Here is an 18,372-nt window from a genome sequence, read left to right on the forward strand (position 1 = left end):
CCGACGCACCGGCCAACGACAAGCAGCCTAAAGGGGGTTGTCAGTGCTCCCCGCTACGGTCCCTCCCCATGACCGGTACCGACTTCCTCACCGCCACCCGCACCTTCTACGACACCGTCGCCGAGGACTACGCCGGGCACTTCCCCGAACCGCTCGCCGACAGGCCGCTGGAACGGGCGCTGCTCGGCGCGTTCGCCGAACAGGTCGGCCCCGGCGGCACGGTCGCCGACCTCGGCTGCGGCCCCGGCGCGGTCACCGCGCACCTGGCCGAGCTGGGCCTGTCCGTCTTCGGCCTGGACCTCTCCGAGTCCATGGTCGCCATCGCCCGCCGCGATTTCCCCGGGCTGCGGTTCGAGCAGGGCTCCATGCTGGACCTCCCCATCGCCGACGGCACGCTGGCCGGGGCCGTCTCCTGGTACTCCAGCATCCACACCCCGGACGACCGGCTCCCCGCGCTCCTCGCCGAGTTCCACCGCGTCCTCGCCCCCGGCGGCCGGCTCCTCCTCGCCTTCCAGACCGGCGAGGCGCCGCTCCGCCTCGACCGCCCGTGGGGCCGGCCCGTGGTACTCGACTTCCTCCGGCGCCGACCCGACCGGATGGCCGAGCTGCTCACCGACGCGGGCCTCACCGTCCGCTCCACCACCGTCCGCGAGCGGGAGGAGTCGCACGGCGAGTCAGCCCCGCAGGCCTTCCTGCTCGCCCAGAAGAAAGGCTGACCACGCGGCGGGCGTGACGGTGAGGTGGGGGGCGGCGGGGCGCTTGGAGTCACGGATGTGGATGGCGGCGGGGTGGGGGGCTGTCTCCAGGCACTGGCCGCCTTCTCCGCTGCTGTAGCTCGATCTGCGCCAGGCGTAGGCGAGTTCGACGCAATCGCCGCCCTCACCACTGCTGTAGCTGGACTTGAACCAGGCCAGGTTCACGATGCTCATAGCTCCTCCAGCTTCTGCTTTATCAGAGACCGGGACTCCGCAGGACTGAGTGCCACTGCGCGCATGATCCCATAGCGGTCGGCGATCTTCCGGACCTCCTCCCGGTCAGTGATGAGCTGAGGAAAGCCTTGTGCCTCCGTGTACGCCACCTGCATCTGTCCCTTGGGTACCAAGAGGTTGAAGGCACTGTCCAGGTTGGGATGTTCGTGTAGGTGTGTGGGCATCACCTGGATCTCAACGTTCTGCATGCCGCTGACCTCCAGAAGGTGGCGCAGTTGGTCGGCGTGGACTCGCGGGCCTCCGATCGGCCGGTCGAGCACGACCTCTTCCAGGATGTAGCTCACGATAGGCGGTGGCCACCTCTCGAAGACCTGTTGGCGTGAGAGGCGGTCGGCCACCCGCTTCTCGATGGTCTCCTCGCTGAGGAACGGCCGCCGTTTGGCGAACACCACACGCGCGTGCTCCTCGGTCTGCAACAGGCCCTGCACCGCGTGGTTGGAGTAGTGGTGCAGCTCCAGAGCCTCTGCCTCCATCACGGCATAGCTCCGGTACCACTCCGGATGCCGCGTCCGTGCCCTGGTCATCGCCTCCTCGACCTGCGGGATGACCGCCGTGAACAGCCCGCCCGCCTGGAGGATCTCGTCCGCCCTCCGCAGGAACTCCGGCCTCGGCGTCCGCACTCCCCTCTCCATGGCCGAGATCTGGTCGGGGCCGTACCCGACCAGGTTGCCGAACTCCCGTTGGCTGAGCCCCGCCCGCTCCCTCATCAGCCGCAACTGCTTGCCCAGTACGACGAAGACCGCCGTCGACCCGTTCTCCTCCGCGGGTGTCTCCGGCCTCCGCTCGTGTTCTTCCAAGACGCCACCTCCGACGAGTCGTACACCAGCGGTCCGCACCCGTACGACTACGCACAGTCGCCGGGTCTCCCCTGGTCAGCGTAGAGAGAACCGGACACGCTCGGTGATGTGAACGCAGAAATCTCCACCCCCACAACCGAACTCGCGCAACGGCTCAGCGCGACCCCCCGAGGGGCTCGGCTCGCCCGGCGGCTGACCGGCGGTCAGCTCGCCGCCTGGGGATACCCGTACGACGGCGACCTGAGCCACACCGCCCAGCTCGTCGTGTCCGAGCTCGCCGCCAACGCCGTCACCCACGGTCGCGTCCCCGGCCGGGACTTCGAGCTGCGGCTGAAACTGCTGCGCGAGAGGCACACCCTGCGTATCGAGGTGAGTGACACCCGCGGTGACCGCAGCCTGCGGTTCCTGGACGGGGGCCTGCTGGACGAGTCCGGGCGGGGGCTGGTCGTCGTCCAGGTACTGGCGACGCTCTGGGGCGTCACGGAACGGGAGGTGGGCAAGACGGTCTGGGTGGAGCTGGCGGTGGCAGGGTCCCCGCAACCGCGGTCCGTCAGCGCTGGTACAGCCCCTCCACCTCGCGGGCGAAGTCGGACAGGACGCGGTCCCGGCGGAGTTTCATCGACGGGGTGAGGTGGCCCGCCTCCTCGGTGAAGTCCACCGGCAGGACGGCGAAGCGGCGAATGGACTCGGGGCGGGAGACCATGCGGTTCGCCTCGTCCACCGCCCGCTGGAGGACCTCGGTCAGCTCCGGGTCACCGACGAGGAGTTCCGGTGGTACCGGGTGTTTGCCGAGCATCTGGCGCCAGTGCGTGATGCCGTCGGCGTCGAGGGTGATCAGGGCGGCCACGTACGGGCGGGCGTCGCCGACCAGCATCACCTGGGAGATCAGCGGGTGCTGGCGCAGCCAGTTCTCCATCGGGGCCGGGGCCACCGACTTGCCGCCCGCGGTGATGAGCAGTTCCTTCTTGCGGCCGGTGATGGTGAGGTAACCCTCGTCGTCCAGCTCGCCGATGTCGCCCGTGGGCAGCCAGCCGTCGCGGGTCGCGGGGACCACTCCGCCCGCCTGCGGATCCCAGTACCCGCGCAGCACGTGGTCGCCGGCGAGGAGGATCTCGCCGTCGGCCGCTATCCGCACCCGGGTGCCGGGCAGCGGCCAGCCGACCGTGCCCAGACGGGGTTTGAGGGGCGGGGTGACCGTCGACGCGCCGGTCGTCTCGGTGAGGCCGTAGCCCTCGAAGATCTCGATGCCCGCGCCCGCGTAGAACGCGGCGAGGCGGCGGCCGAGCGGGGAACCGCCGCAGATGGCGTACCGGACGCGGCCTCCCATCGCGGCGCGGATGCGGCGGTAGACGAGCGGGTCGTAGAAGGAGCGCTGCGTCTTCAGGGCGCGGCTCGGGCCGCTGCCGGTGCCGGTCTGGCGGGCCTCCAGCGCCTCGCCGTAGCGCTGGGCGACGGCCGCCGCCCGGTCGAAGACCGCCGCCCGGCCGGCGGCCTCCGATCTGGCCCGCGCGGAGTTGTACACCTTCTCCAGCATGTACGGGATGGTCAGCAGGCACGTCGGCCGGAACGCGGCCAGGTCCGGGAGCAGGTCCTGCGCGGCCAGGCTGGGGGTGTGGCCGAGGCGGACGCGGGCGCGGACGCAGGCGACGGCCACCATCCGGCCGAAGACGTGCGACATGGGGAGGAAGAGCAGGACCGAGGGTTCCTCGTCCTGGGACTTGAAGACCGGATGGAGGAGCTCGATGGCGTTGTCGACCTCGGCGAGGAAGTTGCCGTGCGAGAGGGCGCAGCCCTTGGGGCGGCCGGTGGTGCCGGAGGTGTAGATGAGCGTGGCGAGCGTGTCGGGGCCGAGCATGCCACGGCGCACCGCCACCTCCCCGTCCGGCACCGGCTCGCCCGTCCCGGCGAGCCGGGCCACGTCGTCGCGGTCCATCACCCACACGTGGCGCAGGTCGGGCAGGTGCGGGCGTTCGGGGCCGATGGCGGCGGCCTGGGCGACGGTCTCCGTCACCAGGGCGACCGCGCCGGAGTCGTGCAGGATCCAGCGGGTCTGGAAGACGGAGGAGGTGGGGTACACCGGGACCGTGACCAGGCCGGCCGCCCAGGCGGCGAAGTCCAGCAGGGTCCAGTCGTAGGTCGTCCGGGCCATGACCGCGATCCGGTCGCCCGGCACGAGACCCGAGGCGATCAGGCCCCTGGCGACCGCCTGCACCTCGGCGGCGAACCGGGCCGCCGTCACGTCCGTCCAGCTGCCGTCGGCCTGTCTGCGGCTGAGGACGGTCGCGTCCGGGGCCGCTTCCGCGTTGTCGTACGGCAGGTCGGCGAGGGAGCCGTGGGTGACCGGGGGTGCGAACGGGGGGACGGACGCCTCGCGTACGGCGCCGTCCAGCCGGCGTGTCTCCGGTGCGACGAGGACCGGGCGGCCGTCGTAGTCGACGGCGTGGACGGGGGTGCCGGAGGAGGTGGGGGTGTGCGGGTACGGGGTGGACACGGGCGGCTCCTCTGGCATGCGTGCACCTGCGGTGGGCCCGGGCAGCAAGGGGTTACCGCTGGTTAGGCAGGTGATCGTACGGGCCTGCTGTGAGGGGGTTGTGCGGGTCCGGGGAGCATCCGGGGCCGGGAACGTGCAGCCTCGGGGGTTATGTGAGGGACGTTCAACTTCGGACGTGCCAGGAGTGCGGATCGGTCTCGCATCAGGCCCCGGGCGCGGCGACCCGCCTTGCCTTACCTCCGGTAACCTTACTCTGGAGTAAGCATCTTGGACCACGACGCGCGGGAGTCGCACATGGCCGACCGCAGTCGCCCGCTGGAGGCCTGATGAGCGCCGTCACCCTCACCGCCGCCCCCGCACTCGCCCCGCTGCTGGCCCGCGGCGCCCTGCACTCCCCCTTCAAGCGCCCCGCCCCCGATGCGGCCTTCCCGCGCACCCGGCTCGTACTGCCCGGCCTGCGCGTGGATCTGGTCAGACTGACCGCCTACGAGCGCGTCTGCGGCTTCCCCACCGGCGAGCCCGACCTCCCGGTCACCTACCCGCACGTCCTCGGCTTCCCGCTGGCCATGCGGCTGATGAGCGGCCGGGACTTTCCGCTGCCGCTGCTGGGGCTGGTCCACACGTCGATCCAGATCGTCCGCACCGGCGCGCTGCCGGCCGGCGGGGAGTACGAACTCTCGGTGTGGATCCAGGGGCTGATGCCGCACCGGCGCGGCACCGAGGCCACGGTGGTGACCGCGCTGCGGTCCGGCGGGGCCCTGCTCTGGGAGTCCCGCAGCACGTACCTCGCACGGCACCGGGCCCGCCCGGCCTCCCCGGCAGGCGCCCCCCACCCGGCCTCCCTCCCCGAGGGCGCCGCGCTGCCGGTCCTCGCCGAGTGGCGGCTCGCCGGGGACGTGGGACGGCGGTACGGCGCCGCCTCCGGTGACCGCAACCCCATTCACCTGCACCCCCTCACCGCCCGCCTCTTCGGCTTCCCGCGCGCCATCGCCCACGGCATGTGGACCGCCGCGCGCTGCCTGGCCGCCCATGGCACGCCCGACGCGGCGGTCGTCAGGGCGCGCTTCCGGGCGCCGGTGCCGCTGCCGGGCACGGTGACCTACGGCGCCGACGGCAGCGGACGGTTCGCCCTGCGGGCCCCGGGCGGCAAACTCCACCTGACCGGCGAGGTCCAGCCCCTGCCCTGACGGTCCCAGGGGGCACACCGCCATCGCCGGGTGCGGGCACGCGGGGGCCGTTCGTCCCCGCGCCCCTGAGGCACACCGCACCCGACCCACCCAAGGGGCGCGGGGAACCGCGCGACAAGCCACGACGGACCCGCGCCCGGAAAACGGATCGCTGCCAGCCCCCCAGGGGCGCGGGGAACCGCGCGAGCGGCCGCGGCGGGCCCGCCGTCGACAACGGGTCGTTCCTAGGAGTCGGCCGGCGGCGGAGCCCAAGGGTGGCCCTGCATGAGGTTGGCCAGGCCCGCCCAGGCGAAGTTCATCAGGGTCGCCGCCGACTGCCGCGCGGTCACCCCGGGTGTCGCGTTCGCCCACGCGGCGAGCGACTCCGCCGCGCCGACCAGCGCCTCCGCGATCCCGGCCACCTCGCGCTCGGGCAGGTCCGGATCCCGGTGCGCCTCCCGCGCCGCGACCACGACCAGCCGGGTCACGAACGCGACGATCTCCGCGCGCATCGCGGCGACCTCGGCCGCGAAGGGCTCGCCGTGCGTCCGGGCCTGCAGGTGCAGCACGGACCAGGCGTCGGGATGCTCGGCGGTGTGCGCGAAGAACGCCCGCAGCCCGTCCCAGAGCTGCCGGTCGGCGGGCAGGTCCGGCCGGATCCCCGCGCGGACGGCCTCCGTGAGCGCGGCGGCCTCACGGCGGATGCAGGCGGTGAAGAGGCATTCCTTCGAGGTCAGGTACAGATAGACCAACGGCTTGGACACGCCCGCGAGTTCGGCGATCTCGTCCATCGAGGCGGCCATGTACCCGCGTTGGCCGAAGATCCGTACGGCCGCGTCGAGCATCTGCTGCTCCCGCACCGCTCTCGGCATCCGTTTGGTCTTGACGCCACCCATGAGGGCAAGCCTAGTTGGGCGCGGCAGCCCCGCCCTGCGTCCGGGACGCGTCGTCGGCCAGATCCTCCTGGCTGCGGTTGGCCTCCAGGTTGGCCTTCATCCGGTCGACCTTGTGCACGATCTGCACCGAGGCCCGCTCCCGTTCCTTGCGCAGCACGACCCAGCTGACCGGCGCGGAGACGACGAGGGCGAGCAGCAGGACCCAGAGGACGTTGGAGTCGCCGAAGCCGCGCGGGAAGATGCCCGAGTAGACGGCACCCCAGACGACCAGGAGGCAGCCCGCGAAGATTCCGAGGCGCATCAGCGTGTAGCGGAGCATCTCAATCCACTCGTCCGATTCCAAAAGGGGTCAGCGTCCAGTGAAGCACGAGACGTGGGCGGTGACGCAGGGGGGGCGGCGTCAGCCGAGCGGCAGCAGCATGACGATGTCGTCCCGGTCGTCGCCGGGCGCGACCCGGATGGCGTCCGGTACGCGGCCGACCTCCTTGTAGCCGCAGGAGGCGTAGAACCGCTCCAGGCCCAGGCCGCCCCGGCAGGTCAGCCGTACCGCCTCGACGCCCTCGATCTCCCGGGCCGCGTCCGCGGCGGCGGCCAGCAGGTCGCGGCCGTAGCCCCGGCCCTGGTGCCGGGGGTGGACCATCACCGTGTACAGCCACACCCAGTGGGTCATCAGCCGGTGCGTGTTGCGGGTGAGGAAGGCGGTCGCGGCCACCTCGCCGGTCTCGTCGTGGCCGACGAGCAGCCGGGTGTGCCCCTCGGCCATCTGCACGAAGTGCCGTACCAGCTCGGGCCGTACCTCCTCGCGGGTCACCGGGGCGACGAAGCCGACGGCCCCGCCCGCGTTCGTGACGTCCGTCCACAGACCGAGGATGCCGTCGCGGAGGGCGGGGGTGACCGGCGGATCCAGCGTGAAGGTAAGGGGCATGTGAGAATAGTAGCTATTACAGAGGCAGTGGTGCCGGCCATGCGGCCGGGCCCGGGTACCCGTGACGGGGGCCCGGACCCGTGCCGGCGGGACGTCAGACCCGCATCGGCTGGGGGGACTCGCGGCGCGCCGGGTCCGGGCCCTCGTACTCGCGGATGATCTCGTAGCGGGTGTTGCGCTCCACCGGGCGGAAACCCGCGTCCCGGATCAGGTCCAGAAGGTCCTCGCGGGTCAGCTTGTTCGGCGTGCCGTAGTTGTCCGCGTCGTGCGTGATCTTGTACTCGACGACCGAGCCGTCCATGTCGTCGGCACCGTGCTGAAGGGCCAGCTGCGCGGTCTGCACACCGTGCATGACCCAGAACACCTTCACGTGCGGGACGTTGTCGAACAGGAGCCGGGAGACCGCGAACGTCTTCAGGGCCTCCGCGCCCGTCGCCATCTGGGTGCGGGCCTGGAGGGTGTTCCTGACCTTGCCGTCCTTCACGTCCACGAAGTCGTGCTGGTAGCGCAGCGGGATGAAGACCTGGAAACCGCCGGTCTCGTCCTGGAGCTCACGCAGCCGCAGCACGTGGTCGACGCGGTGGCGGGGCTCCTCGATGTGGCCGTACAGCATGGTGCACGGGGTCTTCAGACCCTTCTCGTGCGCCAGGCGGTGGATGCGGGACCAGTCCTCCCAGTGGGTGCGGTGGTCCACGATGTGCTGCCGGACCTCCCAGTCGAAGATCTCGGCGCCGCCGCCGGTGAGGGACTCCAGGCCCGCGTCGATCAGCTCGTCGAGGATCTCCGACGCCGACAGCCCGGAGATCGTCTCGAAGTGGTGGATCTCGGTGGCCGTGAACGCCTTCAGCGAGACGTTCGGAAGGGCCGCCTTCAGCTCCCGCAGCGAACGCGGGTAGTACCGCCACGGCAGGTTCGGGTGCAGGCCGTTGACGATGTGCAGCTCGGTGAGGTTCTCCGACTCCATCGACTTGGCCAGCCGGACGGCCTCCTCGATGCGCATCGTGTACGCGTCCTTCTCGCCCGGCTTGCGCTGGAACGAGCAGTAGGCGCAGGACGCCGTGCACACGTTGGTCATGTTCAGGTGCCGGTTGACGTTGAAGTGCACCACGTCACCGTTCTTGCGGGTCCGCACCTCGTGGGCGAGCCCGCCCAGCCAGGCCAGGTCGTCCGACTCGTACAGCGCGATGCCGTCCTCGCGGGTCAGCCGCTCCCCGGAACGGACCTTCTCCTCCAGCTCGCGCTTGAGCCCGACGTCCATGCCCACACCTTTCTCCGACAACCCGGCCAACGGTATCCCTAGACCTCTTCCGGCAGCTCGCCGACCCGGTTCTCCCACTTCGTGGAGAGCACGATGGTGGTCCGGGTCCGGGACACGCCCCTGGTACCGCTCAGCCGCCGGATCGTCTTCTCCAGGCCGTCCACGTCCGTCGAACGCACCTTGAGCATGAAGGAGTCGTCACCGGCGATGAACCAGCAGTCCTCGATCTCCGGCAGGTCCCGCAGCCGCTGCGCCACGTCCTCGTGGTCGGCGGCGTCCGACAGCGAGATGCCGATCAGGGCGGTCACGCCGAGGCCCAGCGAGGCCGAGTCCACCGTCGCGCGGTAACCGGTGATGACACCGGCCGCCTCAAGCCGGTTGATGCGGTCGGTGACGCTCGGGCCCGACAGGCCGACAAGGCGTCCCAGTTCCGCGTAGGAAGCCCGGCCGTTCTCCCGCAGAGCCTGGATGAGCTGCCTGTCCACCGCGTCCATGCGATCGAAGCCTTCCGGTGAATGTTCCTGAAGTGATGAGAGGTACGTACGTACTGCTACTTGCCCGCCGTGCCGCCGCCGCCCAGCTCGCCCCGCCAGCGCCGGTACAGGCCGTGCCCCACTCCCGCCGCGTCCAGCACCCGGCCACCGACGAAGTCCACCAGGTCCTGGATGTGGGTGGCGCCCGCGTAGAAGGCGGGCGAGGCCGGGACGACCACGGCACCGGCGTCGTCCAGGGCCACCAGGTGCCGCAGCGTCTGCCCGTTCAGCGGGGTCTCCCGTACGGCCACGACCAGCGTCCGGCGCTCCTTCAAGGTCACGCTCGCCGCGCGCTGGAGCAGATCCTTGGACAGGCCGAGCGCCACACCCGCCACACAGGCGGTGGAGGCGGGCACGATGAGCATCCCCTTCGCCGGGTACGAGCCCGAGGACGGGCCGGCGGCGAGATCACCCGCGTTCCAGTACCGCACCCCGCTGACGTCCACCTCGAAGGTCTCCGGCTTGCCGTCCGCGCCCCGCGCCAGCCAGGCGCGCAGGTCGTCCCGCCAGTGGGCGTCGCGGAACGAGATCCCCGTCTCGTCCAGGAGCGTCAGCCGCGAGGCCCGGCTGACCACCAGGTCCACCGCTTCCCCCGCCGCCAGCAACGCGCGCAGCACGGCCGCCGCGTACGGCGTCCCGGAAGCTCCGGACACCCCCACGATCCAAGGCACGCGCTGCGTTTCTCCTGCGTTCACACCTTGAGCGTACCGGCGGACGCGAAAGGGCTCAGGACCGGTGGTACCCAGGCCCTCAGACGGTGAGTCCGCGCACCAGCAGATCCAGCAGCGCGCACACGAACAGGGCAATGCCGATGAAGCCGTTGACCGAGAAGAACGCCCGGTTCAGCCGCGACAGGTCGTGGGGGCGCACGATGCGGTGCTCGTAGACGAACGCGGCGGCGACGACCAGCAGGCCCACCCAGAAGAAGGCACCGGCGTGGGTGGCGACGCCGTACCAGGCGAACAGGGCCGTCGTCACCGTGTGGCAGGCCCGGGCGCCCCAGATCGCGGCCGGGACGCCGAAGCGGGCCGGCACCGACCGGACGCCGACCTCACGGTCGGTCTCGACGTCCTGGCAGGCGTAGATCAGGTCGAAGCCGCCGATCCAGACGCCCACCGCGAGTCCGAGGACGACCGCGTCCCAGGACCAGGAACCGGAGACGGCCAGCCAGCCGCCGATGGGCCCCATGGCCTGGGCGAGGCCGAGGATGGCCTGCGGGAAGTCGGTGAACCGCTTCCCGTAGGGGTAGACCACCATCGGGATCACCGCGACCGGCGCCAGGGCCAGACAGAGCGGGTTCAGCAGGGCCGCCGCGCCGAGGAAGACCACCAGGGCGATCAATGCGCCCGTCCAGGCGTGCTTCACCGACATCGCCCCGGTCACCAGCTCGCGGTGGGCCGTGCGCGGGTTACGGGCGTCGATCTCGCGGTCGATGATCCGGTTGACGGCCATGGCGAAGGTGCGCAGACCGACCATGCAGACCGTGACCAGGAGCAGGCGGGCCCAGTGGATGTTCCTGTCCCACGCGTACATCGCCGTCAGGGAGGCGATGTACGCGAAGGGCAGCGCGAAGACCGAGTGCTCGATCATCACCAGGCGCAGAAACGCCCTGGTGCGTCCCGGCCGCGGCATGGCGGCGGACACCGACGTCACAGTCCGTACTCCTTCCAGCGGCGGTCCACCAGAGCCGCCGTTCCCGGGTCCGACAGGACCATCTCCGGCCACCCGCCGTCACGGGTGTAGCCCTCCTCCGGCCACTTCCGCGTGGCGTCGATGCCCGCCTTGCCGCCCCAGAACTGCTGGTAGGAAGCGTGGTCGAGATGGTCGACGGGGCCCTCGACGACCGTGAGGTCACGGCCGTAGTCCGTGTTGCCGAGCGCCCGCCAGGCGACCTCGTGCAGGTCGTGGACGTCGCAGTCGGCGTCCACGACGACGATCAGCTTGGTGAGGGACATCATGTGCGCCCCCCAGACGGCGTGCATCACCTTCTGCGCGTGCTTCGGGTACTTCTTGTCGATCGAGACGATCGCGCAGTTGTGGAAGCCGCCGGCCTCCGGCAGGTGGTAGTCCACGATGTCCGGGACGATGATCTTCAGCAGGGGCAGGAAGAAGCGCTCCGTGGCCCGGCCGAGGGGACCGTCCTCCGTCGGGGGGCGGCCGACCACGATCGACTGGAGCAGGGGGCGCCTGCGCATCGTCACACAGTCGATGGTCAGCGCCGGGAAGGGCTCCTGCGGGGTGTAGAAGCCGGTGTGGTCGCCGAAGGGGCCCTCGGGAAGCGTCTCGCCGGGCTCCAGCCACCCTTCCAGGACCACCTCGGCCTGCGCCGGCACCTGGAGCGGGACCGTCTTGCAGTCGACCATCTCGGTCCGCTTGCCGGCGAGGAACCCGGCGAACAGGTACTCGTCGATGTCGCCGGGCAGCGGGGCGGTGGAGGCGTAGGTGACGGCCGGCGGGCAGCCGAAGGCGATGGCCACGGGGAGGCGCTCACCCCGGCGGGCGGCCACCTGGTAGTGGTTCCGGCTGTCCTTGTGGATCTGCCAGTGCATGCCGATGGTGCGCTTGTCGTGGCGCTGGAGGCGATAGAGCCCGAGGTTGCGGATCCCCGTCTCCGGGTCCTTGGTGTGGGTCAGGCCCAGGTTGAAGAAGGAGCCGCCGTCCTCGGGCCAGGTGAACAGCGCCGGCAGCCGCTCGAGGTCGACGTCGTCACCGTGCAGGACGACCTCCTGCACCGGGGCGTCCTTCACCTTCCTCGGCGGTACGTGCGCCATCGCCCCGAGCTTGCCGAACGCCTCGCGCACACCGACGAATCCGTGCGGCAGCTCGGGCCGCAGCAGGCCGCCGATCCGCTCGGAGATCTCGGCGTACGACGTGAGGCCCAGCGCCTTCAGCAGGCGGCGGTCGGTGCCGTACACGTTCATGGCGAGAGGCATGTCCGAGCCGCGCACGTTCTCGAAGAGCAGCGCCGGCCCGCCGGACTTCTGCACCCGGTCGACGATCTCCCCGACTTCCAGATGGGGGTCGACCTCGGCCTTGATGCGCCTGAGGTCTCCCTCGCGCTCCAGTGCCCGCAGCAGGGAGCGAAGATCGTCGTAAGCCATGTGTCCCAGTATCGGCCACCCGCTACTCTGGCCGGGTCACCAGGGTCGTCTCACGGTGTGGGGAGTTCGCGCGGCCATGCTCAGGTATCTGCCGTTCCTGCTGGTCCTTGCGCTGTGGATCTACGCCTTCGTGGACTGTCTGAACACCCCCGACGACGAGGTCCGCCACCTGCCGAAGGCGGCGTGGCTGGTCATCGTCCTGCTGTTCGGGGAGGTGCTGGTCGGACCGGTCGCCTGGCTGCTCACCGGCCGGGTGCGGCAGGGTCCCGCGGACGGCACGGCCCCGGGACGGCACGGCGACGCCGCCGCACGCTGGGTCGCACCGGACGACAACCCCGAGTTTCTCGCCTCCCTGAACAAGCGGGACAAGTCGGACAAGGACGACGACCCCCGCCACGACTGATCCCGCGGCCGCCCGGCCGGGCCGGTCACGGTCGGTTATTCACTTCCGCGTTCGGCCTGCCACCCGTTCCGTTGAAATGAACCGGACGGGCATGTCCCGGCCGCGTCCCACGGCATTGCCTTGCAGGGGGAGCCCGCACCCAGGGGTCCCTTTGTGATGGGAGACGCGTGCGAATCACTGACATCCAGCGCTGCGAGGTCCGGCCGGGACGGCTCGTCGAGTGGACGCTGAGCCCGGCGACCGTCGAGGCGGCGAGGGCACTCCCGGACGACTCCCGGCCGCCCGCCTACATCCAGGAGTCGCACATCAGGACGGCCAAGTGCGTACGGGACGACGGGCTGTTCGTGCCGACCTGGCTCGGCACCGCCTTCGACCTGCCCGGCCCGGTCGACCTGGACGTGCTCCAGGAGGCGCTGCGCACCTGGACCGTGCGGCACGAGACGCTGCGCAGCGGCTTCCGCTGGGCGGGCGGCGCGGGCGACGAGCTGCGCCGCTTCACCCTCGACGCGGCCGACGTGTCCCTGCACCGGGAGGTGGTCGGCGACTTCCCCGACCCGGACCGGCTCGTGCGACACCTCCAGGACCGCTTCGACAAGGTCGCGGACGCGCTGCGCTGGCCCAACCTCATCTACACGGCGGTCCTCCGGGACGACTGCGCCAGCGTGTACATGGCCTTCGACCACAGCAACGTCGACGCCTACTCCGTGCACCGGATCGCCGCGGAGATCCACGAGCTGTACACCGCCGGCGCCACGGGCGTCACCGCCGAGACCCCGGCCCCCGTCGCGAGCTACGTCGACTTCTGCGAGATCGAGCGGGCGGACGCCGACCGGCTCGACGGCGGACACGACATCGTCGCGCGCTGGCGGGAGTTCATCCGCCGCTGCGACGGGACACTGCCCGGCTTCCCCATCGACCTCGGCCTGGACCACGGCGGTCCGCTGCCGCGGCAGCAGATGCTGTGCGAGCCGCTGGCGGACGCGGACGACGCGGCGGCGTTCGAGGCGTACTGCCGGCCCCACGGCGGCAGCATGGTCGGGCTGCTGGCCGCGACCGGGCTCATCGTCCACGAACTGGGCGGGCAGCCGGTGTACCGGACGGTGGTGCCGTTCCACACCCGGGTGAAGACGCGGTGGAGCGACTCGGTGGGCTGGTACGTGGGCGGCGCCCCCATCGAGGTGCCCGTGAGCCGCACCCGCGGCTTCCCGGAGACCGTGCGGGCGGTGCGTGCCGAACTCCAGGCGAACCGGCCGCTGGCCCGGATGCCGCTGGCCCGGGTGCTGGCCCTGCTCGGCACGGACTTCCGGCCGACCTCCCCCGACCTGTACTCGATCGTCTCCTACCTCGACGCGCGCGGCATCGTGGGCGCCGAGCGGTGGCCCGAACAGCGTGCGCACGGCCTGCTGCGGGTGTCGTACGGGGACCAGGTGTGCGTGTGGGTGAACCGGCTGCACGAGGGGCTGTGGCTGGCGAGCCGCTACCCGGACACGGACGTCGCGGCCAAGAACATGCGGCTGTACGTCGAGCGGCTGCGGGACCGGATCGCCTCGGTGGCCCACGGACGCCTCCCGGCGGTTTCGTGACCCAACGGTCACCACCGGCACTGGTGTGGATCAACTATCCCTTTCTACACTGTTGTTGAGGGGGAGATGCGGTGCACAGACGGTTGCACGGGCGCGGGGCGCTGTTCGATGTGGATCCGGCCGGCCTCGCGCCGCGGCTCGTGGGCCTGCGCCCGCACCAGCACCGCGGCCATCCGTACGAGCACCCGGACGAACCGCCGTTCGTGGTGCTCACCGGGGGACGCGGACTCGGCAAGAGCGCGGTCCTCGCCGAGCTGCGGGACGCCTACCGGGGGCACACGCCGGTCGCGCTGGCCGACTGCGCGGAGGACCAGTTCGCGGCGCCGCCCGCGGACCGGCCCGCCGCCTCCTGGTCACCGCTCGCGCAGGCGTTGCTGGTGATCGCCGAGCAGCTCGCGGCGCCGGTGACGGGCGCCGGCCGGATCACGTTCCCGCGGCTGATGCCGGGCCTGGTCGCGGTGGCCGCGGGCGGCTGGGGCGACGCCGACTCGGAGCGGATCCGCCGGGAGGTCGAGCGGATCCTGCTGCTGAACGAGAGCGGCACGTGGATCAGCGGGCTGGCCGGACGCTGGGCCGGGAAGGTGGCGGCCAAGGTGGTCGCCGCGGCCACCGGCACCGGACCACTGGTGTCGGGCGCCATCGAGGCGACCCTGGAGTCCGTCGCCGAGGGGTTCACCAGCCGCCGGCAGCAGAAGGCGTCGGTGTGGTACCGCACGTATCCGAACGCGGGCGGCAACGCCCAGCGCGGCCTGATGCTGCTGTCCGGGCACTTCCGGGACGGCGGCGGCTCGCGGGAGCACGCCGAGCGGCATCTGGTGCGGGCGCTGCTGGCCGACCTGACGGAGGCCTACGCGGGGATGCTGCCGCGGATGCAGCGGCTGGGCCGGCCGCTGGTGCTGCTGGACAACGCGCAGTCGGCGCCGGGCCCCGGGCTGATGGCGGCCGTGCTGCGGGACCGTACCGAGGGCATCAGGGACCGGGTGGTGTTCGTCGCGGCCCGGCGCGGCGAGGGCCATGACGAACTGCCGGGCGCGGCGCGGCGGGAACTGGCGGAGGCGGCCCGGCGCTGCGACTGGGCACCGGACGCGGCCCCCTCCTCGCGGGCGCTGCTGCTCGCACTGCCGCCGCTGAGCCAGGACGACACCCTGCACATCGTCGGCGCGGTCCGCGCGGACCTCGCGGTCCCGCCGCAACTGCCGCCCGCCGTGCACCGGCTGACCGGCGGGAACCCGCTGGGGATCGCGCTGCTCGCCGAGTCGGCCGCGCAGGCCCTGCCCGGCGTGTCCTCGCTGGGCGGACTCCTCACGGCCGGCCTGCGGCCCGCCGAGGACCGGCCCGCCGTACCCGCCTACGAGGCGCTGCTGGACCGGCTCGTGCCGGCCGAGCACCTGGACGAGCTGACCGTGCTGGCCGCCGCCCACGACCACGGCTCGGCCTGCGCGCTGGCCGCGGCGCTGCTGCCGGACACCTTCGGACCGGCGAGCGTGCGGGCGCTCCAGACGCTGCTCGTCGAGGAGGGGCTGCCCGCCGTGCCGGGCCGCTTCGTCGGCGACCCGTTCGTGCGCACCCTGCTGCTGCTCCGGCTGCACCTGCGCGACGCCGACCACGCGTCCTGGCGTACCGCCCACGAGACGCTGGTCGCCCACTACCCCGGCCCCGAGCACGCCCGGTACCGGCTGCACCACGAACTCGCCCTCGGGGACACCGGACCGGCGGTCGCCCACCTGTGCGACACCTTCGCCACCGCGGACCCCCGGGCCTGGCTGCGCACCCTGCGCTTCGTCGCGTCCGCGCCCTACTTCCACGCACACGACCCCGAGGGCCGCGACTTCACCGGCTGCGACGACCGGCGGGCCGCGGTCGCGCTCGGCCGCACGGACGCCGGCCACCCCGTGCCGGAGGGCGCGGACGCCGTACTGCACCTGCGGATACGGCGGCTGCTGCACGCGGTGTGGCTGCTGGCGGACCCGCTGGTGCTGCCCGACCCACGGGTGTGCGACCGGCTGCGCTTCGAGCTGGAGCAGCTGTCCAACCTGCGGCCGGCGGGCAACGCGCTGCTGTGGCGGGCCTCCCGGGACTGGCCGGCGGCGGCGCTCGCCGGGCGCCCGATGGACGGCCCCGCGCCGGACGGGGACGACCCGGTGGACGCCGGCGGCACGAACGACCCGGACCACCCGGACGACGCGGACCCCGCGGACGACGGCCCGGACCACCGACGGGGGGAGGCGTGATGGCGCGCAGGGGTGTGGGCACGCGGCTGCGGGAGGGCGTGTGGGAGATCCCGCTGCGCCGCTACGCGGCCCTGCTGGTGACGGTGGCCCTGGTGGCCGGCCTGGGGTTCGCGGTGCGGGCCCTGCTGCACGAGGACCGGTCCTGCGCGGCCGGGGTGTCCCGGCCGGCCGGAGGCCACGAGTGCGTGGGGGTGGCGACCGGACCGTACGACTTCGGGCAGCCCCGGCTGCGGGACGTGGTCCGGGCGATCGGCCGGGAGAACGACCGTCTCCGCTCCGGCAGTTATGTGACGGTGGCCCTGATGCTGCCGTACACCTCGACGTCAGCGACCAACCAGAACGACATCCGCCACCAGCTCCAGGGCGCCTACCTGGCGCAGTACCAGGCCAACCACGACGCCAACGGCGAACGCCCGCTGATCCGGCTGGTCCTCGCCAACCCGGGCGCGACCGGCTCGCACTGGCGGCAGACGGTCGACCGGCTGATCGCGATGACGACGGGCCCGGACCGGCTGCGGGCGGTCGCCGGCATCGGGCAGAGCACCGACCCGAACAAACGGGCCGTCAGGGAGCTGACCCGGCACCACATCCCGGTGGTCGGCTCCTCCATCACCGCCGACGACCTCGCCAACGGGCAGCGGGACGCGGATCCCTTCCCCGGGCTGGCCCGGGTGGCACCGACCAACACCGACGAGGCCCGCGCGCTCGCCTCCTTCGCCAAGGTCAGCGCGGGCAAGGCGCTGCTGGTGTACGACAGGCCCGGCGACCCCTACACGCGCACCCTCCAGCAGTCCTTCGCGGCACTGATCAAGGGCTCGCCGTTCGAGTCGCAGCCGTTCACCCCGCCCGCCGACCGCAGCGAGGAGGGCACGACCGCGAACACGTTCCGGCAGATCACCCACCTGGTGTGCGACACCCCGCGGGAGACGGACACGCTGCTGTTCGCCGGCCGGCACACCCAGCTGCGCCAGTTCATCAACGCCCTGGGCGGGCGCGGCTGCCAGGACCGGAGGTTCACGGTGCTGACCGGCGACGAGGCGTCGTACCTGACCCATGAGAAGGACCTGGACCGCGGCGCGCTGGGACGCAACCTCGCCGTCCGCTACACCTCCCTCGCCCACCCGGAGGCCTGGACGAAGGACCCGGCGCGGACGGGCGGCTCGGCGGCCGACTTCGCGGCGGTGCGGAAACTGCTGACGGCCGCGGACCGCGGGCCGCTGGGCCCGGTCGGCTCGGTCGCCCTGGACGACGGGCAGCTGATCATCGGCTACGACGCCCTGCGGCTCGCCGTGCACGGCATCCGCGAGGCGGTGCCGGCCGGCCGTACCGTCCCGGCGCTCGCTGACGTCGGACTGCAGTGGCCGCAGGTCAAGGGCTCGCTGCGGGTGGACGGGGCGAGTGGCTGGATCTGCCTGGACGTGCACGGCAACCCGTACGACAAGGCGGTGCCGATCGTGGAGCTGACCCCCGCGGGCGCCTCGCGCTTCGTCCGGATCGCCTGGCCGGAGGGGAAGCCGCCGGGGAAGGAGTGTCTGCCTCCGTCGTAGGCGCGACCGGCCTCCCCAGGGGCGGGAGGCGATGGTTACGAAGGGTGGGAAGGCTCCAGTTTCTCGATCAGTCGTTCGAAGTGCGTCCGCCAGCCCCGCTCCGACGCCTCCTCGCCCTGGAACTCGTGCGTGAACCGCAGAGCGGTGCCGCCCTCCCCGTCACGCTCCAGATGGAACCGGATGCGGCCACCGCCCCCGACCGTGTACTCCGCGATCCGGTCCACGTCCCACGCGGTGATCTCCCCGCTGCCCAGGTCGCGCAGGGTGACGGCGCCACCGAGCCGGGGTTCGAGCACGTCGGCGGGGGTGAGCCAGGCCCCGAGCCCCTCGGGCGTGGCCAGCGCGGCCCAGACGTCCTCCATGCGCCGCGGCAGCCGCACCACGAAGTGCAGGATGTGCGTGTTCCCGTGGGTCTGGCTCATGCCCTGTGCGATGGAACCGCTCATGACACC

19 protein-coding genes are annotated in these 18,372 nt (G+C 72.1%); 7 read left to right on the plus strand and 12 right to left on the minus strand.

Annotated features, from left to right (window positions below; genetic code table 11):
* Positions 1-68 precede the first annotated feature (68 nt).
* Positions 69-716: a class I SAM-dependent methyltransferase gene (locus ACF1BE_RS21495; protein ID WP_392200607.1), complete on the plus strand. Its 648-nt coding sequence runs from the start codon at positions 69-71 to the stop codon at positions 714-716.
* Here ACF1BE_RS21495 and ACF1BE_RS21500 read toward each other — a convergent pair.
* Together ACF1BE_RS21500 and ACF1BE_RS21505 are read right to left on the minus strand one after the other, a co-directional pair.
* Positions 675-929 (minus strand): DUF397 domain-containing protein, encoded by a 255-nt coding sequence (locus tag ACF1BE_RS21500; RefSeq protein ID WP_392200608.1) that lies wholly within the window; start codon positions 927-929, stop codon positions 675-677. The two genes, ACF1BE_RS21495 and ACF1BE_RS21500, sit on opposite strands and share 42 nt — an antisense overlap.
* Positions 926-1,786 (minus strand): helix-turn-helix domain-containing protein, encoded by an 861-nt coding sequence (locus tag ACF1BE_RS21505; RefSeq protein WP_392200609.1) that lies wholly within the window; start codon positions 1,784-1,786, stop codon positions 926-928. Before ACF1BE_RS21505 ends, ACF1BE_RS21500 begins: the two co-directional genes overlap by 4 nt.
* 108 nt (positions 1,787-1,894) lie before the next feature.
* Here ACF1BE_RS21505 and ACF1BE_RS21510 point away from each other — a divergent pair, with 108 nt between their 5' ends.
* Positions 1,895-2,416 carry an ATP-binding protein gene (locus ACF1BE_RS21510; protein ID WP_392200610.1) on the plus strand — a complete coding sequence of 174 codons (522 nt, stop codon included), beginning with the start codon at positions 1,895-1,897 and terminating at the stop codon, positions 2,414-2,416.
* Here the strand turns inward: ACF1BE_RS21510 and ACF1BE_RS21515 are convergent.
* Positions 2,337-4,277, minus strand: coding sequence for an AMP-dependent synthetase/ligase (locus ACF1BE_RS21515; RefSeq protein ID WP_392200611.1), 1,941 nt, complete (start codon positions 4,275-4,277; stop codon positions 2,337-2,339). The two genes, ACF1BE_RS21510 and ACF1BE_RS21515, sit on opposite strands and share 80 nt — an antisense overlap.
* A gap of 326 nt (positions 4,278-4,603) precedes the next feature.
* On the opposite strand from ACF1BE_RS21515, the gene ACF1BE_RS21520 reads away from it, so the two are divergent.
* Positions 4,604-5,464 (plus strand): MaoC family dehydratase, encoded by an 861-nt coding sequence (locus ACF1BE_RS21520; protein ID WP_392200612.1) that lies wholly within the window; start codon positions 4,604-4,606, stop codon positions 5,462-5,464.
* A 224-nt stretch (positions 5,465-5,688) separates the two neighbouring features.
* Here ACF1BE_RS21520 and ACF1BE_RS21525 read toward each other — a convergent pair whose 3' ends face one another.
* The 8 genes from ACF1BE_RS21525 to ACF1BE_RS21560 all read right to left on the minus strand — a co-directional run bounded on the left by ACF1BE_RS21525 (position 5,689) and on the right by ACF1BE_RS21560 (position 12,156).
* Positions 5,689-6,339, minus strand: coding sequence for a TetR/AcrR family transcriptional regulator (locus tag ACF1BE_RS21525; RefSeq protein ID WP_392200613.1), 651 nt, complete (start codon positions 6,337-6,339; stop codon positions 5,689-5,691).
* 10 nt (positions 6,340-6,349) lie between these two features.
* The gene (locus ACF1BE_RS21530; protein ID WP_392200614.1) at positions 6,350-6,658 is read right to left on the minus strand and encodes a DUF4229 domain-containing protein; all 309 of its coding nucleotides are present in this window, start codon (positions 6,656-6,658) and stop codon (positions 6,350-6,352) included.
* An 81-nt stretch (positions 6,659-6,739) separates the two neighbouring features.
* Positions 6,740-7,264 carry a GNAT family N-acetyltransferase gene (locus ACF1BE_RS21535; protein ID WP_392200615.1) on the minus strand — a complete coding sequence of 175 codons (525 nt, stop codon included), beginning with the start codon at positions 7,262-7,264 and terminating at the stop codon, positions 6,740-6,742.
* A gap of 94 nt (positions 7,265-7,358) precedes the next feature.
* A complete protein-coding gene (mqnE, locus tag ACF1BE_RS21540) occupies positions 7,359-8,522 on the minus strand; it encodes an aminofutalosine synthase MqnE (RefSeq protein WP_392200616.1) in 1,164 nt (387 codons plus the stop codon).
* Positions 8,523-8,560: 38 nt separating this feature from the next.
* Entirely contained in the window at positions 8,561-9,016 is a 456-nt protein-coding gene (locus tag ACF1BE_RS21545; protein ID WP_392200617.1) for an Lrp/AsnC family transcriptional regulator, read from the minus strand.
* A 56-nt stretch (positions 9,017-9,072) separates the two neighbouring features.
* Positions 9,073-9,726, minus strand: coding sequence for a UbiX family flavin prenyltransferase (locus ACF1BE_RS21550; protein ID WP_392200618.1), 654 nt, complete (start codon positions 9,724-9,726; stop codon positions 9,073-9,075).
* Between the two features lie 79 nt (positions 9,727-9,805).
* Positions 9,806-10,708, minus strand: a complete 903-nt coding sequence (gene mqnP, locus ACF1BE_RS21555) for a menaquinone biosynthesis prenyltransferase MqnP (protein ID WP_392200619.1) — start codon at positions 10,706-10,708, stop codon at positions 9,806-9,808.
* Complete coding sequence (locus ACF1BE_RS21560) at positions 10,705-12,156, minus strand: menaquinone biosynthesis decarboxylase (protein WP_392200620.1); 1,452 nt, start codon at positions 12,154-12,156, stop codon at positions 10,705-10,707. Before ACF1BE_RS21560 ends, mqnP begins: the two co-directional genes overlap by 4 nt.
* Positions 12,157-12,232: 76 nt before the next feature.
* Here ACF1BE_RS21560 and ACF1BE_RS21565 point away from each other — a divergent pair, with 76 nt between their 5' ends.
* From ACF1BE_RS21565 to ACF1BE_RS21580, 4 genes are all read left to right on the plus strand, one after another.
* Complete coding sequence (locus ACF1BE_RS21565; RefSeq protein WP_392200621.1) at positions 12,233-12,559, plus strand: PLD nuclease N-terminal domain-containing protein; 327 nt, start codon at positions 12,233-12,235, stop codon at positions 12,557-12,559.
* A 167-nt stretch (positions 12,560-12,726) separates the two neighbouring features.
* Entirely contained in the window at positions 12,727-14,142 is a 1,416-nt protein-coding gene (locus ACF1BE_RS21570; RefSeq protein WP_392200622.1) for a condensation domain-containing protein, read from the plus strand.
* A gap of 71 nt (positions 14,143-14,213) precedes the next feature.
* A complete protein-coding gene (locus tag ACF1BE_RS21575; protein WP_392200623.1) occupies positions 14,214-16,373 on the plus strand; it encodes a hypothetical protein in 2,160 nt (719 codons plus the stop codon).
* Entirely contained in the window at positions 16,373-17,920 is a 1,548-nt protein-coding gene (locus ACF1BE_RS21580) for an ABC transporter substrate-binding protein (RefSeq protein WP_392200624.1), read from the plus strand. The genes ACF1BE_RS21575 and ACF1BE_RS21580 overlap by 1 nt, the downstream gene beginning before the upstream one ends.
* Positions 17,921-17,955: 35 nt before the next feature.
* On the opposite strand, the gene ACF1BE_RS21585 is transcribed toward ACF1BE_RS21580, so the two are convergent.
* On the minus strand, positions 17,956-18,366 hold the full coding sequence (locus tag ACF1BE_RS21585) for an SRPBCC domain-containing protein (RefSeq protein WP_392200625.1): 411 nt from the start codon (positions 18,364-18,366) through the stop codon (positions 17,956-17,958).
* Positions 18,367-18,372: the final 6 nt, after the last annotated feature.

This window comes from Streptomyces sp. NPDC014991 (assembly GCF_043080665.1).
Classification (GTDB): Bacteria; Actinomycetota; Actinomycetes; order Streptomycetales; family Streptomycetaceae; genus Streptomyces.

Coding starts and splice junctions, on each gene's coding strand:
- ACF1BE_RS21530 (WP_392200614.1), bottom strand. CDS start 6,658: ATGCTCCGCTACACGCTGATGCGCCTCGGAATCTTCGCGGGCTGCCTC.
- ACF1BE_RS21525 (WP_392200613.1), bottom strand. CDS start 6,339: ATGGGTGGCGTCAAGACCAAACGGATGCCGAGAGCGGTGCGGGAGCAG.
- ACF1BE_RS21560 (WP_392200620.1), bottom strand. CDS start 12,156: ATGGCTTACGACGATCTTCGCTCCCTGCTGCGGGCACTGGAGCGCGAG.
- mqnE (WP_392200616.1), bottom strand. CDS start 8,522: ATGGACGTCGGGCTCAAGCGCGAGCTGGAGGAGAAGGTCCGTTCCGGG.
- ACF1BE_RS21545 (WP_392200617.1), bottom strand. CDS start 9,016: ATGGACGCGGTGGACAGGCAGCTCATCCAGGCTCTGCGGGAGAACGGC.
- ACF1BE_RS21535 (WP_392200615.1), bottom strand. CDS start 7,264: ATGCCCCTTACCTTCACGCTGGATCCGCCGGTCACCCCCGCCCTCCGC.
- ACF1BE_RS21565 (WP_392200621.1), top strand. CDS start 12,233: ATGCTCAGGTATCTGCCGTTCCTGCTGGTCCTTGCGCTGTGGATCTAC.
- ACF1BE_RS21585 (WP_392200625.1), bottom strand. CDS start 18,366: ATGAGCGGTTCCATCGCACAGGGCATGAGCCAGACCCACGGGAACACG.
- ACF1BE_RS21500 (WP_392200608.1), bottom strand. CDS start 929: ATGAGCATCGTGAACCTGGCCTGGTTCAAGTCCAGCTACAGCAGTGGT.
- ACF1BE_RS21580 (WP_392200624.1), top strand. CDS start 16,373: ATGGCGCGCAGGGGTGTGGGCACGCGGCTGCGGGAGGGCGTGTGGGAG.
- ACF1BE_RS21520 (WP_392200612.1), top strand. CDS start 4,604: ATGAGCGCCGTCACCCTCACCGCCGCCCCCGCACTCGCCCCGCTGCTG.
- ACF1BE_RS21495 (WP_392200607.1), top strand. CDS start 69: ATGACCGGTACCGACTTCCTCACCGCCACCCGCACCTTCTACGACACC.